Here is a 16,256-nt window from a genome sequence, read left to right on the forward strand (position 1 = left end):
CGCCGTTCGTTCAGTCCTCGCGTATCTGATAGGGGTCGGCGATGCCCAGACCGGCCAGCGCGGCGCGCTCGATCTCCTCCATCGCATCCCCCTCGTCGTCGGTCAGGTGGTCATAGCCTAGCAGATGCAGCGTGCCATGCACCATCAGATGCGTCAGGTGACGGTCGACCGGGATGCCGCGCTCCGCCGCCTCCGCCGCGCACACCCCGTGAGCCATCACGATATCGCCCAGCAACACCTCGCCATCGTCCGAATTCTGCGTGACGGTGGCGATCAGGTCGGGCTGGACCATCGGGAAGGACAGGACGTTGGTCGGCTTGTCCTTGTCGCGATACTGGCGGTTGAGCGCATGGACCTCGTCGTCGCCGGTCAGCCGCACGCTGATCTCGACATGCGCGCGCGCGGTCAGCAGCGCGCCGTGCGGCGTCTGCGCGACCGCGGCACGCGCGGCGGCGGCGGCGATCTCCTCCCACGCGGCATCGGCGGGCCACGGATCCTCGCGGGTCAGTTCGATGTGGATCATTCGAGCGTGGCGTCCTTCAGGTCGGTGAGGGTGAAATCCTCGCCCTTGAACAATATCGTGTCGGCATGCCGGCGCGTGGACGCATAAGCGAAGCAGTCGCCCACGTTGAGTGCGGCGGGATGCACACCCTTGCCGTAGCGCGCGTGCGCGTCGATCGCCTCCGCGGCATCGCGATCATCGCCACGATCGCGGAAGCGTCGATGAAGACCGTCACTCGTCGTCGAGCGAATCGTGGAAGTGCTTGTCGGCCGCCAGCCCCGACGGCAACGGTAGCGGATGCTCGTTCCAGCAACGCCGCAACCATTCAGGCGCCGGACTGGCGAGCGAATGTCGGTGGGCGTGATCGCGGATCGCCAGTGCGACGATCTCCTGCATCGCCGTACCGCGTTCGTCCGCCAGCTGCGCGATCGCCCGCACGGTTTCCTCGTCGTCGATCAGCAACGGCGCCGACAGCGCCTGGCGTTCGGCGCGGGTCAGGTGCGGGTTGGGTGCGTTCATTTCAAGCCTCCTTCCCCTCATACGCCTCCACGATCCGGCCGACAATCGGATGGCGGACGACGTCGGCGGCGGTGAAGCGGCACAGCGATATGCCCTCCACCCCCTCCAGCCGCGTCGTCGCATCGGCCAAGCCGCTCGCGCCGACGCCGCCGGGCAGGTCGGTCTGGTTCGGATCGCCGCAGATGACCATGCGGCTGTTCTGGCCGAAGCGGGTCAGGAACATCTTCATCTGCGCGGGCGTGGTGTTCTGCGCCTCGTCCAGGATCACGAAGGCGTCGCCCAGCGTGCGGCCGCGCATGAACGCGATCGGCGCGATCTCGATCTCGCCCGATGCGATGCGGCGCTCCACCTGTTCGGCGGGCAGGCAGTCGTACAGCGCGTCGTACAGCGGGCGCAGGTACGGATCGACCTTCTCCTTCATGTCGCCCGGCAGGAAGCCCAGCCGCTCGCCCGCCTCCACCGCCGGGCGCGACAGGATCAGCCGCTGGACGCTGCCGGTGATCAGCTGCGCCACCGCCTGCGCCACCGCGATATAGGTCTTGCCCGTGCCGGCGGGGCCGAGCGCGAAGATCATGTCGTGGGTGGTCAGTTCGCGCATGTAATGCGCCTGCGCGGGGGTGCGCGGCACGATCGTCTTCTTGCGCGTGCGGATCATCACCGACGGCGCGGTCCCGCGCTCGGCGGAGATGATGCCGTCCAGCACCGGCTCGGCCGCCATCGCGATCGCGGCATCGACCAGCCCGGCATCGACCTCCTCGCCGCGCTGGATGCGCTGGTACAGGTCGTTCAGCACGTCGCGCGCCAGCGCCACCTGTTCGGCAGTGCCTTCCAGTCCGATGCGGTTACCGCGCGCGGTGATATAGACGCCCAGCCGGTTCTCCAGCGCCACCAGATGCTGGTCATACTGGCCGAACAGCTGGCTGAGCAGCTGCGGCCGGTCGAACAGCAGCTCGACACGCGAACGTTCGCCGGCGCGGGCGGGAAGGGGCTTGCGGCTCATGCGGTTCCTTGGTGGTTGGACGACGGGCGGTCGGACGATGCACGGCGGTGCGGGCCGCGGCGGCGGCGCGACGGGCGCGATTCGGGGCGGCGCACGGGCATCGGTGATCAGTGTGGCAGTCCCGGCGGCGGGGGAACAGCGCAAAAATCTGCGCGAACGCCGCTGCGGATCAATTCCCGAACGGGCGCGGCGGGCGACCGCGCAGATATGCCGATGCGATGTCGTGATACGGGAAGCCCTGCGCCCCCAGCGCGCCGAGTAGCCGCCGCAGATTCGCGTGGCTTTCCCCGCTCGCCGATCGCGCCTCTTCGGTGGCCAGCCACGTGTCGTTGACGCTGAGACCTCCCGGCCCGGCGACCAGCGGTCCTTCCACCAGCCGATCGACCCGGCGGCGCACGGTCGCGTCCGACAGCCCCAGTATCTGCGCGATCCGCGGCACGCGGATCGGCAGCCGCAGCTGCGACGGCAGCGGCTCGGCATCGGGGGTGGCGAACCGCCGTGCCAGCGTGGGATCGGCGACGATGCGCCGGTCGCTTGCGGCGAGCACGGTGGAGAAGATCACCAGGTCCAGCCGGTCGTGATGCGTCTGGTGGTTGGCGCGCGCCACCGACAGCATCAGATCGACCGAGGCGCGGACCCCGCTGTGCCAGTGATAGGGGCGCTGGGAAACGGGGAAGGCGGGCAGCGCGTCAATGCGCGCCATGTCCTCGATGAAGCGGACCAGCGCGTCATGGGCCAGCGCGCCGATCGAGGCATAGGGTTCGTCCTCCAGCGTTGCGATCGTCACGATGCCGCCGCGCCGGCGCGCGCACAGCCCCGCCTCCACCAGCGCCGCGACATGCCGCCGGGTCGTCTCGAACGGCAACCCCAGGCTGTCGGCCAGCGCCAGCACCGGGGTCGCCAGCCCGCCGTCCAGCGTGCGGCGCACCAGTAGGGTGTAGATCATGAACCGGTCGACCCGCCCGTCGAACAGCGGCAGCGCCGCCGACATGATCGACGTCTGCATTTCCGCCAGCAGCCGCGTCATCGCGCGAATCGGGGGAGTGGGGGCGAGCATGTGCCCAAAATAACTAATCTGTATTGAAAGCCATCCAGTGGCCCTCAAAACGGGTATACGAAAACCATCTATCGCCGGGCCGATCCCGCCCGACGATCGCGCCTCTATGCGACCGCCGCGACCGGTGGCGCGACCGTGCCCGCCAGCGAGTTGGGGCCCGCCTGGGCCAGCGTGACGCGCACCAGCTCGCCGGGCGCATGGTCGCCGACGATATGGACCGACTGGAGCCACGGCGACTTGCCCAGCCACTGCCCCGGCAGCTTGCCCGGCCGCTCGATCAGCACGTCGCACGACCGCCCCACCGACGCCGCGTTGAACGCCGCCTGATCGCGATTGAGCGCGGCCTGGAGCGCCTTGAGCCGTTCGTCCATCACCGCGGCGGGCACCTTATCCGGCATCGTCGCGGCGGGGGTGCCGGGGCGCGGCGAATACTTGAAGCTGAACGCCTGCGCATGGCCGACCGCGTCGACCAGGCTTAGCGTGTCGGCGAATTCGGCGTCGGTCTCCCCGGGGAAGCCGACGATGAAGTCGCCCGACAGCGCGATGTCCGGGCGCGCGGCGCGGATGCGGTCGATCAGCCGCAGATAGCCGTCGCGGGTGTGGCTGCGGTTCATCGCGCGCAGCACGCGGTCGTTGCCCGCCTGTACCGGCAGATGCAGGAACGGCATCAGGCTTTCGACGTCGCGATGCGCATCGATCAGTCCCTGCGCCATGTCGTTGGGGTGGCTGGTGGTATAGCGCAGGCGCACCAGCCCGGGGATCCGGTCCAGCGCGCGGATCAGGTCGTGCAGCCCGCGCCCGTCGCCTTCGGTCCAGGCGTTGACGTTCTGCCCCAGCAGCGTGATCTCGCGCGCGCCGGCATCGACCAGCGCCTTCGCCTCGTCGACGATCGCCGCGAACGGCCGGCTGACCTCGGCGCCGCGCGTGTAGGGGACGACGCAATAGGTGCAGAATTTGTCGCACCCCTCCTGCACCGTCAGGAACGCGCCCGGCGCCACCTTCCGCCGCGCGGGCAGCGCGCCGAACTTCGACGCGGCGGGCATGTCGGTGTCCAGCGCCGGCGAGCCGTCCGCGGCGCGCGCGACCAGTGCGGGCAGGTTGTGGTACGCCTGCGGCCCGACGACCACGTCCACCTTGGCGCGGCGCACGATCTCCTCGCCCTCCGCCTGCGCGACGCAGCCGGCGACCGCGATCATCGGCGCGGAGCGGCCATGCGCGCGCGCGTCCTTGCGCAGCCGGCCAATGTCCGAATAGACCTTCTCGGTCGCCTTCTCGCGGATGTGGCAGGTGTTGAGGACGACCAGATCGGCATCGCCCGGCGTTGCCGCCGCGGTCATCCCCTGCGCCGCCATCAATTCGCCCATGCGTTCCCCGTCATAGACGTTCATCTGGCAGCCGAACGACTTGACGTGAAAGGTCTTGGGCGGGGTGGCGGCGGGGGCGGACATGGCGCGCGGCCTTAGCCGATAAGTGCCCGCCGCGCCAACCCGCGCCGGATCAGCGGTAGAGGGCGGACACGTCCGTTTTCCACCCGCACAGCCCGATGACGCGGCGGTCGGTGACGATCGGCGCGGCGACCAGCCGCATCCACCGCACGCCCGCGTCGCGCAGCGCCACGTCGATCGTGAAGCCGCGGCAGTGGCGGATCGCATGGGCGCGCAGCCGCTCCATCGCGGCGCGCGACAGTTCCTCGTACCGCCACAGCGCGTGGGTGCGATCGGCCGCCGCGTCGGGCGCCATGCCAAACAGTTCGCGCACGCCGGGCGCCCAGGTCAGCTGCCCGCTGGCCAGATCGCAATGCCAGTGGCCGGTGGTGCCGGCGCCCGCCGCCACCCCGTCCGTGGCGGAATCCAGCAGCAGCCCCAGATCGAGACGGGCATCGCGCTCATAGAGCGGCCAGCTGTGGTGAAGCGGGAACGGTTCCTGCGGGGCCATATCCTGTCCTCGTCGGACATAATATGGATCAATAGGCTTAAGTGTGTGTTACCGCGCCGGAAAGATCCCCGCCTGCGGCCACGATCCGCTCGCGCGCCTCCGCGGCGATCGCCTTCCTTCCGCCGGTCGGGGCGAAGGGGGGCAGGAAATGCAGCGTCGCGGTGAAGGTGCCGCGACGGTTCAGCACGCGCGTGGCATGCGACTGGCCCGGCTCGTCGCCCACCCAGGCGAGTTCGTCGGTCGCCGCGCCATAGTCGATGCGCACCGGCTGGATCATCAGCCCGGGCGGCGGCGGGTCGATCGCCCCCAGCAGCGCTGCCTTGAACGGAAGCAGTTCGCGCCCGTCGCCGGTCGTCCCCTCGGGAAAGATCGTGATCGCCCAGCCATGCGCCAGCGCGTCGCGCAGCTCGGCCACCTGCCGCTCGATCCCCATGCGGTCGCCGCGGCGGACGAACAAGGTGCGGTTGAGCGTGCACAACCAGCCGACCAGCGGCGCCCCGCGCAATTCCGCCTTGGCGACGAACGCGCTGCCGGTCGCCCCGGCCAGCAGCAATATGTCCATCCAGCTCAGGTGGTTGGACAGGAAGATGACGTCGCGGCGCAGCGGCGTGCCGACGATCCGCGCGCGCGCGCCGAACAGGCGCGCGGCGCTGCCCAGGAACAGCCGCGGCCAGGGGGAGGGAAGGTGCAGCAGCCGCCACAGCCCGTGCACCGTCAGCGCCGCCGCCAGCAGCCCCACCAGCGCGGCCAGCCGGGCGATCGCGCGGGCCGAAAGCCGCGGTTCCGGGCGGGCCGTCAACCGCGCCTCACCGTCAGTCGCGGCGCAGCGCGACGCCGTACAACTCCATCCGGTGATCCACCAGGCGGAACCCCAGCCGCTCCGCGATCGCCTTTTGCAGCAGCTCCAGCTCGGGATCGACGAATTCGATCACCCGGCCGGTCTCCACGTCGATCAGGTGATCGTGATGCGCCTCAGGCGAGGGTTCGTAGCGCGCGCGCCCGTCGCCGAAATCGTGGCGGTCGAGGATCCCGGCCTCCTCGAACAATCGCACCGTGCGATAAACGGTGGCGATCGAGATGCCCGGGTCGATCGCGGAGGCGCGGGCATAGACCTTCTCCACGTCGGGATGGTCTTCGGCTTCGGACAGGACGCGCGCGATGACGCGGCGCTGTTCGGTGATGCGCAGTCCCTTTTCATGGCACAGCGCTTCGAGGTCGATCTTGCGGGGCATGGCCCCCATGTAGTGCGATCCGCTTGTTGCGAAAAGCGCTACCGACTCGCAATTGAGGCGAGCCGAACGATTCGCTCAATCCGCCAGCATCCGAACATAGGTATGCGCGTCGAACATCGCGCCGTCGCGCCCGCGATAATAATGGCGGCGCACCCCCGCCGGCGCGAAGCCGTGCGCGGCATACAGCGCGATCGCCGGATTGTTGGCGCGCACCTCCAGATGCAGCCTGGCGACCCCGCGCGCACGGCAGTCGGCAATCACCCCGCGCAGCAACGCGCCGCCGGCGCCCGCGCGGCGGTATGCCGGGTCGACCGCGATCAGCAGCAGCTCGGCCTCGTCCATGATCGCGCGGGTCAGCGCGAACCCCGCGGCGACCCCGTCGACGCGCGCCAGCGTCAGCCACACGCCCGGCATCGCCAGGATACCGATGCACTGGCTGCGGGTCCACGCCTCGCCATATTGCGGGTCGAACGCGGCGGCCATGATCCGGTCGACGGTATCGGCGTCGGCGGCCCCGGCGCTCGTCAGTTCGACCATCCGCGATCGCGTGCTCATGCCGGCACCACCCCGCCGGGCAGCTTGGCATCGGGCGCGCGACCGTAGAAGGGGGTCGCGGGCAGCGCGCGTTGATCGGCGGGCAGCAGCAACGCGTGGCGCGCATCGGGCAGCGCCTCGACGGTCGGGATCGCCGGATCGATCGCGGTCAGCCAGCGCGTCCCGCTGCCGATCGCGCGCCCGCCCGCGAGCGCGGCCAGCGCGGCGGCGGGGGCCAACGATCGGGGCGCGTCCAGCACGGCGAACGGGGCGGCAAATGCCTGCACGAACACCTCGCCATGCCCGCCCTCGGCCACCACGGTCAGCGTGTCGCCGTCGGCGCCGCCGTCCAGCGCGGCGGCGGCGACCAGTGCCAGCGCGCCATAGCCCGACACGCTCGCGCCCCAGCCCAGCGCCAGCCCGCGCGCCGCGGCGATGCCGACGCGGATGCCGGTGAAGCTGCCTGGTCCGACATCGACCAGGATATGGTCGGCACGCCCGCCATCGGGAAGCTCGGCGATCATCGGCACCAGCCGCTCGGCATGGCCGCGCCCGACGACCGCGTGCCGCGCGTCGATCAGCCGCCCGTCCTCGAACAGCGCGACGGAACAGGCGGCGGTGGCGGTGTCGATGCTCAGGATACGCGGCGGCATCGCATGCTCATGCCACGGGGCGCGCGCTTCGCAAGTCCCCGTGCGGGGTGCGTCACGCGATCCGGTTGAACTTCTCGAACGCCGGCCGCGGGCTGCGGTCGAAGATCGTCGCGGGATCGCCATAGCCCAGCGTCGAGATGAAGTTGGTGCGCACCGACGGCGTGTCGGCGAAGAACGCCTTGTCCACCGCACCCGCATCGAAGCCGGACATCGGCCCGGTATCCAGCCCCAGCGCCCGCGCCGCCATGATGAAATAGCCGCCCTGGAGCGAGGAGTTGCGGAACGCCGACGCCTCGCGCAGCTCGCGGTTGCCGTCGAACCAGCTCTTGGCGTCGGTGTGCGGGAACAGCTCGGGCAGATATTCGTGGAAATCCACGTCCATCGCGATGATCGCGGTGACGGGTGCGCCCAGGACCTTCGGCTTGTTGGCGTCGGAACATGCCGCCGCCAGCGTCGCCTTCGCCGCGTCCGATACGCACCACACGATCCGCGCGGGCAGCTGGTTGGCGGACGTCGGCCCCATCTTCATCAGGTCCCAGATCGCGTGCAGCTTGTCCTCGCCCACCGGTTCGTCGCGATAGCCGTTGTAGCTGCGCGCGGTGCGGAACAGCTGGTCGAGCGCGGCATCGTCAAGGGCACGGGACATGGCGGGGCAACCTTTCGTGAAGGGGGAAGGATCGGCAGGCGCGCGCCCGTCAGACCGCGCGGACCTCGGTCACTTCGGGGACATAATGGCGCAGCAACTGCTCGATGCCGTTCTTCAGCGTCGCGCTCGACGACGGACAGCCCGCGCACGCGCCCTGCATCCTCAGGTACACCTTGCCCTTGTCGAACCCGCGATAGACGATGTCGCCGCCGTCATTGGCGACAGCGGGGCGAACACGGGTTTCGATCAGGTCGCGGATCTGCGCGACGATATCGGCGTCGGCGGGATCGTCGACGATGCCGTCATCCTCCGCCGGCACCGCGAAATCGGCGGATGCGGCCCGGAACAGCGGCATCTGCGCGGTGAAATGATCCATCAGGATCGCCAGCACGTCGGGCTTCAGCATCGTCCATTCGACGCCGGGCGCGGCGGTCACTGACACGAAATCGCGGCCGAAGAACACGCCGGTGACGTCGCCCAGATCGAACAAGGCGGTCGCCAGCGGGCTGGCCTCCGCCTCTTCGGGGGTGGCGAAATCGCGCGTGCCCGCGTCCATGACGGTGCGGCCGGGCAGGAATTTCAGCGTGGCCGGATTGGGCGTGGCTTCGGTTTCGATCAGCATGGCCGCGATGTGGCGCGGGACGCGGCGCGGATCAAGCGTGCGGGCGGAAAGGAAGTGTTTCCGCCCGGCAAGCCGTCATGCCCCCGCGCGGCGCATCCACCGCAGCATCCGGTCCGCCACCCAGCGTCCCGGCTGGCGCAGCGGTCGCGCGAAACGGATCGCCAGGACGATGCGCGCGGCGCCGCTGTCGTTCCACATTTCGTGTTCGCACGTGTCGTCGAACACCAGCGTCTCGCCCTCCGCCCAGCGGACGATCCGGTCGTGCACGCGCATCCGCACGTCGCCGTCGCGCGGCACCGCCAGCCCCAGGTGACAGGTCAGCAGCGCCCGCGTCGGCCCGCGCCGCGGCGGAACATGCGCGCCCGGCGCCAGCGCCACGAACGCCGCTTCCTCCACCCCCGCGATCGCCGCGATCAGCGCGCGCGCCGCCGGCCGGTGCGCCAGCGCGGCGTCGACGGGCGCGCCGTGGCGCCACAGCACCGGTCCGGCATCGCCCTGCGCCTCCGTGCGGATCGCCCGCCAGTCGGCGCGCAATGCCGCGGTCCAGCCGAACCCGCGCATGTCCAGCACCGGATCGCCCGGCACCAGTGACCAGCCCGCGATCGGCCGGTCCATCAGCCGCGACATCCGCTCGGCAAGCCCCATTGGCCCAGGGGGAAGCGGCAGGGGCGCGGGGATCGGGGCCGCGACCGGCGCGGGGACGACCGCGCGCGGGCGCGGCGCGACCGGCGGCACGGCGACGGCGTCGTCGTCGCTCTGGTCACGCAGGCGTGCGGCGGCACCGTCTATCATCGCTTCCGTCCTCCGCTCGCCGGCACGGCCCGCCGGCATGGCGCCCGATGCGATGCCGCTACCGGCGCAACGCGACCAAAACATGGCGTCTTGCGGGCGATGTCATGGGGATCGGCGCTCGGCGCGCGCCGAGCGGAGCGATGTTGCCGCCGCCGGGGCGCGCGCCTACAAGATCGCCATGTCTTCGTACCCGCGCGCCTTCGCGACGCCGCTCACCGCCCTTCTCCTCCTGTCGGTCGCGCTGCCGGCGCCGGCGCAGCAATCGACGCATCGCGCCGCCGCCGCGGCGTCGACGGCGGCGCTGGCGGGGGTCGATACCTCGCCCTGGCTGTTCAAGGGGTCGGACATTCCGCCCGATCCCGAATGGTCGTTCGGGCGGCTGCCCAACGGTCTGCGCTACGCCGTGCGCCGCAACGGGGTGCCGCCGGGGCAGGTGGCGGTGCGCGTGCGGATCGATGCGGGATCGCTGTACGAGCGTGACGACGAACAGGGGTTCGCGCACCTGATCGAGCACCTCTCGTTCCGCGGCTCGAAATACGTGCCCGATGGCGAGGCGAAGCGGGTGTGGCAGCGCTTCGGCGCCACCTTCGGCTCGGATTCGAATGCGCAGACGACGCCGACGCAGACGGTCTACAAGCTCGACCTGCCCGGCGCGACCGAGGCGAAGCTGGACGAAAGCCTGCGCATCTTCTCCGGCATGATGGCCGAACCCGCGATCACCGCGGCCGGGCTGGCGGCGGAGCGCCCCGCGGTGCTCGCGGAACAGCGCGAAGCGCCGGGGCCGCAGGTGCGCTACGGCGATGCGATCCGCCAGACGTTCTTCGCCGGGCAGCCGCTGGCCGAACGCTCGCCGATCGGCACGATCAAGACGCTGGAGGCGGCGACCCCGCCCGCGGTGCTGGCGTTCCACCAGCGCTGGTACCGCCCCGACCGCGCGGTCGTCATCATCTCCGGCGATATCGATCCGAAGGTCGCCGCCGCGCTGGTCGTCAAGAATTTCGGCGGGTGGAAGGGCGTCGGCCCCAACCCCGCCGACCCCGATTTCGGCAAGCCCGACGGCAAGGAGCCGGCGACCCGGACGATCGCCGAACCCTCGCTGCCGCCGATCGTGGCGACCGCGGTGCTGCGCCCGTGGATCTATCGCGACGACACGATCATCTTCAACCAGAAGCGGCTGGTCGATTTCCTGGCGATCCGCCTCATCAACCGCCGGCTGGAAACGCGCGCGCGGGCGGGCGGCAGCTTCCTCCAGGCGTCGGTCAGCCTCGACGACGTGTCGCGCTCGGCCAACGGCACCTTCACCAACGTCATCCCGATCGGCGACGATTGGGAAGCCGCGCTGAAGGACGTGCGCGCGGTGATCGCCGACGCGATGGCCTCGCCCCCGACGCAGGGCGAGGTCGACCGCGAGCTGGCCGAATTCGACGCCGCGATGAAGAACGAGGTCGCCACCGCACGCGTCGAGGCGGGCGCCAAGCAGGCCGACGACATGGTCCAGGCGCTCGACATCCGCGAAACGGTGGCGGGGCCGAAAACCAGCTACGACATCCTCCAGGACGCGCGCGCCAAGGGGATGTTCACCCCCGCCGCGATGGTCGAATCGACCAGTCGGCTGTTCAAGGGCGACGCCACCCGCGCGCTGGTCAACACCCGCACCGCCGACGCGACCGCCGCGGCGAAGCTGGCGACCGCGCTGACCGCCGACGTTTCCGGACTGGCGGGCAAGCGCGCGCAGCAGGCGGCGGTCGATTTCTCGCGCGTGCCCAGGCTCGGCTCGCCGGGGAAGGTGGCCGCGCGCACCACCGTCGGCGATCCGGCGATGGAGCAGGTGACGTTCGCCAACGGCGTGCGCGCCCTGGTCTATTCCAATCCCTCCGAAACCGGACGCGTCTATCTGCGCGTGCGCTTCGGGCGCGGGTATCAGGCGCTGCCCGGCAACCGCCCGACCCCGGCGTGGGCGGGGGAAACCGCGCTGATCGCCAGCGGGATCGGCTCGCTCGACCAGGGCGATCTCGACCAGCTGACCACCGGGCGGCGGATGGGGCTGGATTTCGACATCACCGACGATGCCTTCCTGTTCGGGGCGCAGACGACGCCCGGCGACTATGCCGACAATCTGACGCTGATGGCCGCGAAGCTGGCCGCGCCGCGCTGGGATGCCGCGCCCGTGGCGCGCGCGCGTGCCGCGATGCTGGCGGGCTATCCGGGGTTCGACAGCTCGCCCGACGGCGTGCTGGCGCGCGATCTCGAAGGGCTGCTGCGCGACGGCGATCCGCGCTGGGGCATTCCGCCGCGCGCGCAGATCGAGGCGCTGAACGCGAAGGATTTCCGCAAGCTGTGGGAACCGTTGCTGGCGACCGGCCCGATCGAGGTCGACGTGTTCGGCGACGTGAAGACCGACGAGGCGATCGCCGCGGTCGCGAAGAGCTTCGGCGCGCTCAAGCCGCGCAAGCCCGATGCCACCGCGCCCGCGCCGGTGCGCTTCCCCGCGCATGTCGACACGCCGGTGATCCGCACCCATGACGGCGACGACAATCAGGCCGCGGCGGTGATCGCCTGGCCGACGTCGGGTGGCTCCGCCGATCATGCCGAACAGCGCCGGCTCGACGTGCTGGCGGCGGTGTTCGCCGACCGGCTGTTCGACCGGCTGCGCTCGGTCGCGGGCGCCAGCTACTCGCCCAGCGCGCAGAGCCAGTGGCCGGTCGGCCAGCCCGGCGGCGGCCGCCTGATCGCGATCGGCAAGGTCGCGCCCGACAAGGTGCCGCTGTTCTTCCAGCTTTCCCGCCAGATCGCCGCCGAGCTGGTCGCCACCCCGATCGGCGACGACGAACTGCGCCGCACGATCGTGCCGATGCTGCAATATATGGCGCGCGCCTCGTCCGGGAACCAGTTCTGGCTGATGCAGACGTCGGGCGGCGCCTTCGACCCCAAGCGGATCGAGGCGACGCAGAGCATCGTCGGCGACATGACCGGCATCACCCCCGCCACGCTACAGGAAACCGCCGCGCGCTACCTGCGCCCGGACAAGGACTGGACGATGGCGGTGGTGCCGAAGGGGAAATGAACGCCTGACAGCGTCGTGCCGGCTGGCGTCATGCCAGCGCAGGCTGGCATCTTTCGCGGCGTGTGGACCGGCAAGAGCGGCGGAAGGCCCCTGCCTGCGCAGGGGCGACGGGTCTCGCCTGTCCCCCGCCCCCATCACCCCCGATACAGCGCGTCCAGCCGGTTGCCGTACACGCCGCGCAGCACGTGGCGTCGGATCTTCAAACTCGGCGTCAATTGCTCGTTCTCGATCGTGAAGGCTTCGTCCGCCATGATCCAGCGGCGGACGCGTTCGATCACCGACAGGTCTTTGTTGGTGCGGTCCACCGCCGCCTGGATCGCGGCGCGATAGGCCGGGTCGTCGGCCAGCGCGGCGTCGTTCGTGCGGCCGTTAGCCTTCACCCATTCGGCGGTCCATTCGTCGTCGGGCACCAGCACCGCGACCATGTGCGGCTTGCGGTCGCCCGCGATCATCGCCTGCGCGATCTCCGGCTGGAGCGTCAGCATCCCCTCCACCTTCTGCGGCGCGACATTGTCGCCCTTGTCGTTGATGATGAGGTCTTTCTTGCGGTCGGTGATGCGGATGCGCCCGGCCGCGTCGATCTCGCCGATATCGCCGGTGTGGAGCCACCCGTCCTTCAGGACGCGCGCGGTCTCCGCCTCGTTGCGCCAGTATCCGTGCATCACCAGCTCGCCGCGCACCAGGATCTCGCCGTCCTCGGCGATCCGCACCTCGGTATCGGCCAGCGGCGGGCCGACCGAATCCATCGTCACCCCCGCGCTGGGGCGGTTGCAGGAGATCACCGGCGCCGCCTCCGTCTGGCCATAGCCTTGCAGGAAGGTGAGGCCCAGCGACTGGAAGAACAGCCCGACCTCGGGCGTCAGCGGCGCCCCGCCGGAGATCATCGCCTTCAGCCGCCCGCCGAACTTCCTCGCGATCTTCGGCTTGAAAAAGGTGTCGACCAGCAGTGCCTTGGGCCGGTCCGCCAGCCGCAGCCGGCCCGCATCGCGCTTCGCGCCCACGTCCAGCGCCGCCGTCAGCAACTGCGCGGGCATCCCGCCCTGCCGCTCGATCGTCTTGCTGATCCGCATGCGCAGCACCTCGAACAGCCGTGGCACGACGAACATGATCGTCGGGCGCACCTCCTCGATATTCGCCGCCAGTTTGTCGATCCCTTCGGCGTAATAGATCTGCCCGCCCATCCCGATCGGGAAATGCTGTCCGCCGGTATGTTCATAGGCATGACTGAGCGGCAGGAACGACAGGAACACCTCGTCCCCCCAGCCGAAATCCTCCGCCACCACCGCCGAACAGCCCGCGACATTATGCAGGATCGCGCCGTGATGCTGCATCACCCCGCGCGGCGCGCCGCCGGTGCCGCTGGTGTAGATGATGCACGCCAGGTCGTCGCGCGCGAACCCGGCCTGCGCGGCGACCTCGGCCGCGGTCGCCCGGTTGCTGGCGATCAGCGCATGCCAGTCGTGGACCTCGACCGGCACCTGTCCCAGCCGCATCGGCTCGATCCCAATCAGCATCTGCGGCCGGATCGACCGCAGGATCGCGGGCAGCAGCGTGCGCGCCAGCTTCGCGGTCGACACGATCACCGCCTTGGCGCCCGAATTCTCGATGATGTGCGCGTGGTCACGCTCGGTGTTGGTGGTATAGGTGGGGACGGTGACGCAGCCCGCGGCCATGATCGCCAGATCGGCCAGGCACCATTCCGGGCGGTTTTCGCTGACCAGCATCACGCGGTCGCCGCGCTCCAGCCCGATCGCCTGCAGCGCCGTCGCCAGCCGCGCGACCGTGTCCGCCGCCGCGCGCCAGCTGATCGGCTGCCACGCGCCGTCGTGCTTGCTCCACAGGAACGGCGCGTCGCCCTTCTCCTCGGCGCGCGTGAAGAACATCGTGACCAGGTTGGGAAAATGTTCGAGCCTGCGCATCGCCTCTCCTCGCGGCCCTGTATCCGGGCCGTCGTGCGTCGTCGTGGTCGTTACTGTTGCAGCGAATTGCCCGGGCTGCGCGGGTCGGCCGCGCCGATCCAGCGCCCGTCGGGCAGCCGCTCGGCGGCATTGGCCTTCAGCCCCAGCCGCCCCAGCGTGACATGCTGGCCGCGCGCCTCCAGCGGCGCCTTCATCGCCTCCAGCGTGGTGCCCTGTTCCAGCACCAGCCCGTCCTTGTCGAAGAACACCAGCCCCAGCGCGATCGCATCCTGCGCCGACAGGCCCCAGTCGAAATGCGCGATCAGCGCCTTGGCGATCTGCATGATGATCGTGCGCCCGCCCGCCGCGCCGATCGCGAACACCGGCTTTCCGCTGCGGTCGTAGACGATCGTCGGCGACATGCTCGACATCGGGCGCTTGCCCGGCTGGACGCGGTTGGCGACCAGGTCCCCGTCGGGGCCGACCGGCGCGTGGCTGAAATCGGTCAGTTCGTTGTTGAGGACATAGCCGTTGGCGGTCAGCTGGCTGCCGAACGCGCTTTCGACGGTGTTGGTCCAGCTGACGATATCGCCCGCGGTGTCGACCGCGACGAAATGCGTGGTGCCGCCCAGCTCGCCCGGCGTGGCGCGGGTGCGCGTCGGCGCGCCCGGCGGAATGCCCGGCTCGTAATGGCCGCGCGCCTTCGTGACGGAGATCAGCGCCGATCGCCGCTTCAGGTAGTCGCGGTCCAGCAGCCCGGCGACCGGCACGTCCACGAAATCGCGGTCCGCCTCGTACAGATCGCGGTCGGCATAAGCGAGCCGCATCGCCTCGCCGATCACCTGCCACGACCGCGCGTCGTCCTTGCCCCAGGTGGCCAGCGGGAAGCGTTCGACCATCGTCAGGATCTGCAGCACGCTCAGCCCGCCCGACGACGGCGGCCCCATGCCGCACACCGTCCAGCTGCGGTACGGGCCGCACACGCCGGGGCGATCCTTCGCGACATAGCCGGCCAGGTCGCCTTCGGTCAGCGGCACCGGGTTCTTCGGCGCGTTGGTGACCGCATCCGCGACCGCCTTCGCATTGTCGCCGGCGTAGAAGGCCTGCGGCCCCTCCGCGGCGATGCGGCGCAGGATCGCGGCCATCGCGGGGTTGCGGAACGTCTCCCCCTCCGCCAGCGGGCGGCCGTCGCGCCAGTAGAGCGCGCGCATCGCCGGGAAATCCTTCCACACCGGCGCCACCTGCTTCAGCGCGCCGGCCAACCGCGCGTTCACGACGAAGCCCTCGTCCGCCAGCTTGATCGCGGGGGCGAACAGCGCCGCCCATGGCAGCTTGCCCCATTTGGCGTGCGCGCGCTCCGCCAGCCGCAGCGATCCGGGGACGCCCACCGAATAGCCGCCGGGCCAGATCTCGATGAACGGACGGGGCTTGCCGTCCGCGCCCAGGAAGCGATCGGGGCGGGCGGCGGCGGGCGCCGTCTCGCGCCCGTCGATCGTGTCCAGCGCGCCGGTGGCGCCGCCGTGGTGGACGATGAACCCGCCCCCGCCGATCCCGCTCGACTGCGGCTCGACGACGTTCAGCGCCAGCAGCATCGCGATCGCGGCATCGGTGGCGCTGCCGCCCTGCCGCAATATCTCCTGCCCGGCGGCGGTCGCGCGCGGATCGGCGGCGGACACCACGCCCTGCGCCGCGGCGGGCGTGGCGGCGGCCGACAGCAGGGCGGCGGGCAGGGGGGCCAGGAACAGCGCGGCGGCGATCAGCTTCTTCATCGCCGCCGACCCTATCGCCGCGCCGTCGCCGCG

17 protein-coding genes are annotated in these 16,256 nt (G+C 70.6%); 1 reads left to right on the forward strand and 16 read right to left on the reverse strand.

The annotated features are described in order from the left end of the window. Positions 1-10: 10 nt before the first annotated feature. From ybeY to COA17_RS13610, 14 genes are all read right to left on the reverse strand, one after another. Positions 11-523 (reverse strand): rRNA maturation RNase YbeY, encoded by a 513-nt coding sequence (ybeY, locus tag COA17_RS13550; protein WP_096613134.1) that lies wholly within the window; start codon positions 521-523, stop codon positions 11-13. After that, entirely contained in the window at positions 520-648 is a 129-nt protein-coding gene (locus COA17_RS19060; RefSeq protein ID WP_141397100.1) for a type II toxin-antitoxin system VapC family toxin, read from the reverse strand. The genes ybeY and COA17_RS19060 overlap by 4 nt, the downstream gene beginning before the upstream one ends. Positions 649-733: 85 nt before the next feature. Next, a complete protein-coding gene (locus tag COA17_RS13555) occupies positions 734-1,021 on the reverse strand; it encodes a hypothetical protein (protein WP_096613136.1) in 288 nt (95 codons plus the stop codon). Position 1,022: 1 nt separating this feature from the next. Beyond that, positions 1,023-2,021 (reverse strand): PhoH family protein, encoded by a 999-nt coding sequence (locus tag COA17_RS13560; protein WP_066485794.1) that lies wholly within the window; start codon positions 2,019-2,021, stop codon positions 1,023-1,025. Between the two features lie 169 nt (positions 2,022-2,190). Next, entirely contained in the window at positions 2,191-3,048 is an 858-nt protein-coding gene (locus COA17_RS13565) for an AsnC family protein (protein ID WP_070321585.1), read from the reverse strand. 134 nt (positions 3,049-3,182) lie between these two features. Then, positions 3,183-4,526 (reverse strand): tRNA (N6-isopentenyl adenosine(37)-C2)-methylthiotransferase MiaB, encoded by a 1,344-nt coding sequence (gene miaB / locus COA17_RS13570; RefSeq protein ID WP_096613138.1) that lies wholly within the window; start codon positions 4,524-4,526, stop codon positions 3,183-3,185. Positions 4,527-4,575: 49 nt separating this feature from the next. Further along, positions 4,576-5,013, reverse strand: coding sequence for a hypothetical protein (locus COA17_RS13575; RefSeq protein WP_066484598.1), 438 nt, complete (start codon positions 5,011-5,013; stop codon positions 4,576-4,578). A 37-nt stretch (positions 5,014-5,050) separates the two neighbouring features. After that, positions 5,051-5,812 carry a lysophospholipid acyltransferase family protein gene (locus COA17_RS13580; protein WP_231738494.1) on the reverse strand — a complete coding sequence of 254 codons (762 nt, stop codon included), beginning with the start codon at positions 5,810-5,812 and terminating at the stop codon, positions 5,051-5,053. Between the two features lie 13 nt (positions 5,813-5,825). Beyond that, positions 5,826-6,245: a Fur family transcriptional regulator gene (locus COA17_RS13585; RefSeq protein ID WP_066484597.1), complete on the reverse strand. Its 420-nt coding sequence runs from the start codon at positions 6,243-6,245 to the stop codon at positions 5,826-5,828. Between the two features lie 75 nt (positions 6,246-6,320). Further along, on the reverse strand, positions 6,321-6,800 hold the full coding sequence (gene rimI / locus COA17_RS13590; RefSeq protein ID WP_066484596.1) for a ribosomal protein S18-alanine N-acetyltransferase: 480 nt from the start codon (positions 6,798-6,800) through the stop codon (positions 6,321-6,323). Then, on the reverse strand, positions 6,797-7,432 hold the full coding sequence (tsaB, locus tag COA17_RS13595; RefSeq protein ID WP_096613140.1) for a tRNA (adenosine(37)-N6)-threonylcarbamoyltransferase complex dimerization subunit type 1 TsaB: 636 nt from the start codon (positions 7,430-7,432) through the stop codon (positions 6,797-6,799). The genes rimI and tsaB overlap by 4 nt, the downstream gene beginning before the upstream one ends. A 52-nt stretch (positions 7,433-7,484) precedes the next feature. After that, a complete protein-coding gene (locus COA17_RS13600) occupies positions 7,485-8,078 on the reverse strand; it encodes a malonic semialdehyde reductase (protein WP_096613142.1) in 594 nt (197 codons plus the stop codon). Between the two features lie 49 nt (positions 8,079-8,127). Then, the gene (locus tag COA17_RS13605) at positions 8,128-8,700 is read right to left on the reverse strand and encodes a NifU family protein (RefSeq protein ID WP_096613144.1); all 573 of its coding nucleotides are present in this window, start codon (positions 8,698-8,700) and stop codon (positions 8,128-8,130) included. A 75-nt stretch (positions 8,701-8,775) separates the two neighbouring features. Beyond that, positions 8,776-9,492 carry an aspartyl/asparaginyl beta-hydroxylase domain-containing protein gene (locus tag COA17_RS13610; RefSeq protein ID WP_096613216.1) on the reverse strand — a complete coding sequence of 239 codons (717 nt, stop codon included), beginning with the start codon at positions 9,490-9,492 and terminating at the stop codon, positions 8,776-8,778. Positions 9,493-9,670: 178 nt separating this feature from the next. Here COA17_RS13610 and COA17_RS13615 point away from each other — a divergent pair, with 178 nt between their 5' ends. Further along, positions 9,671-12,556 (forward strand): M16 family metallopeptidase, encoded by a 2,886-nt coding sequence (locus COA17_RS13615; RefSeq protein ID WP_096613218.1) that lies wholly within the window; start codon positions 9,671-9,673, stop codon positions 12,554-12,556. A 134-nt stretch (positions 12,557-12,690) separates the two neighbouring features. On the opposite strand, the gene COA17_RS13620 is transcribed toward COA17_RS13615, so the two are convergent. Together COA17_RS13620 and ggt are read right to left on the reverse strand one after the other, a co-directional pair. Further along, entirely contained in the window at positions 12,691-14,475 is a 1,785-nt protein-coding gene (locus COA17_RS13620; protein WP_096613146.1) for an AMP-dependent synthetase/ligase, read from the reverse strand. 50 nt (positions 14,476-14,525) lie between these two features. Continuing rightward, on the reverse strand, positions 14,526-16,223 hold the full coding sequence (gene ggt / locus COA17_RS13625) for a gamma-glutamyltransferase (RefSeq protein ID WP_096613220.1): 1,698 nt from the start codon (positions 16,221-16,223) through the stop codon (positions 14,526-14,528). Between the last annotated feature and the right edge of the window lie 33 nt (positions 16,224-16,256).

The sequence above is a fragment of the Sphingomonas ginsenosidimutans genome (genome assembly GCF_002374835.1).
GTDB classification, from domain to species: domain Bacteria; phylum Pseudomonadota; class Alphaproteobacteria; order Sphingomonadales; family Sphingomonadaceae; genus Sphingomonas; species Sphingomonas ginsenosidimutans.

What these genes read in the sequence shown, in the direction of transcription:
- COA17_RS13560 (WP_066485794.1), bottom strand. Translation starts at nt 2,021, where the DNA reads ATGAGCCGCAAGCCCCTTCCCGCCCGCGCCGGCGAACGTTCGCGTGTC.
- ggt (WP_096613220.1), bottom strand. Translation starts at nt 16,223, where the DNA reads ATGAAGAAGCTGATCGCCGCCGCGCTGTTCCTGGCCCCCCTGCCCGCC.
- COA17_RS13620 (WP_096613146.1), bottom strand. Translation starts at nt 14,475, where the DNA reads ATGCGCAGGCTCGAACATTTTCCCAACCTGGTCACGATGTTCTTCACG.
- COA17_RS13565 (WP_070321585.1), bottom strand. Translation starts at nt 3,048, where the DNA reads ATGACGCGGCTGCTGGCGGAAATGCAGACGTCGATCATGTCGGCGGCG.
- COA17_RS13600 (WP_096613142.1), bottom strand. Translation starts at nt 8,078, where the DNA reads ATGTCCCGTGCCCTTGACGATGCCGCGCTCGACCAGCTGTTCCGCACC.
- COA17_RS13615 (WP_096613218.1), top strand. Translation starts at nt 9,671, where the DNA reads ATGTCTTCGTACCCGCGCGCCTTCGCGACGCCGCTCACCGCCCTTCTC.
- miaB (WP_096613138.1), bottom strand. Translation starts at nt 4,526, where the DNA reads ATGTCCGCCCCCGCCGCCACCCCGCCCAAGACCTTTCACGTCAAGTCG.
- COA17_RS13555 (WP_096613136.1), bottom strand. Translation starts at nt 1,021, where the DNA reads ATGAACGCACCCAACCCGCACCTGACCCGCGCCGAACGCCAGGCGCTG.
- COA17_RS13610 (WP_096613216.1), bottom strand. Translation starts at nt 9,492, where the DNA reads ATGATAGACGGTGCCGCCGCACGCCTGCGTGACCAGAGCGACGACGAC.
- COA17_RS13605 (WP_096613144.1), bottom strand. Translation starts at nt 8,700, where the DNA reads ATGCTGATCGAAACCGAAGCCACGCCCAATCCGGCCACGCTGAAATTC.
- COA17_RS13575 (WP_066484598.1), bottom strand. Translation starts at nt 5,013, where the DNA reads ATGGCCCCGCAGGAACCGTTCCCGCTTCACCACAGCTGGCCGCTCTAT.
- tsaB (WP_096613140.1), bottom strand. Translation starts at nt 7,432, where the DNA reads ATGCCGCCGCGTATCCTGAGCATCGACACCGCCACCGCCGCCTGTTCC.
- ybeY (WP_096613134.1), bottom strand. Translation starts at nt 523, where the DNA reads ATGATCCACATCGAACTGACCCGCGAGGATCCGTGGCCCGCCGATGCC.
- rimI (WP_066484596.1), bottom strand. Translation starts at nt 6,800, where the DNA reads ATGAGCACGCGATCGCGGATGGTCGAACTGACGAGCGCCGGGGCCGCC.
- COA17_RS13585 (WP_066484597.1), bottom strand. Translation starts at nt 6,245, where the DNA reads ATGCCCCGCAAGATCGACCTCGAAGCGCTGTGCCATGAAAAGGGACTG.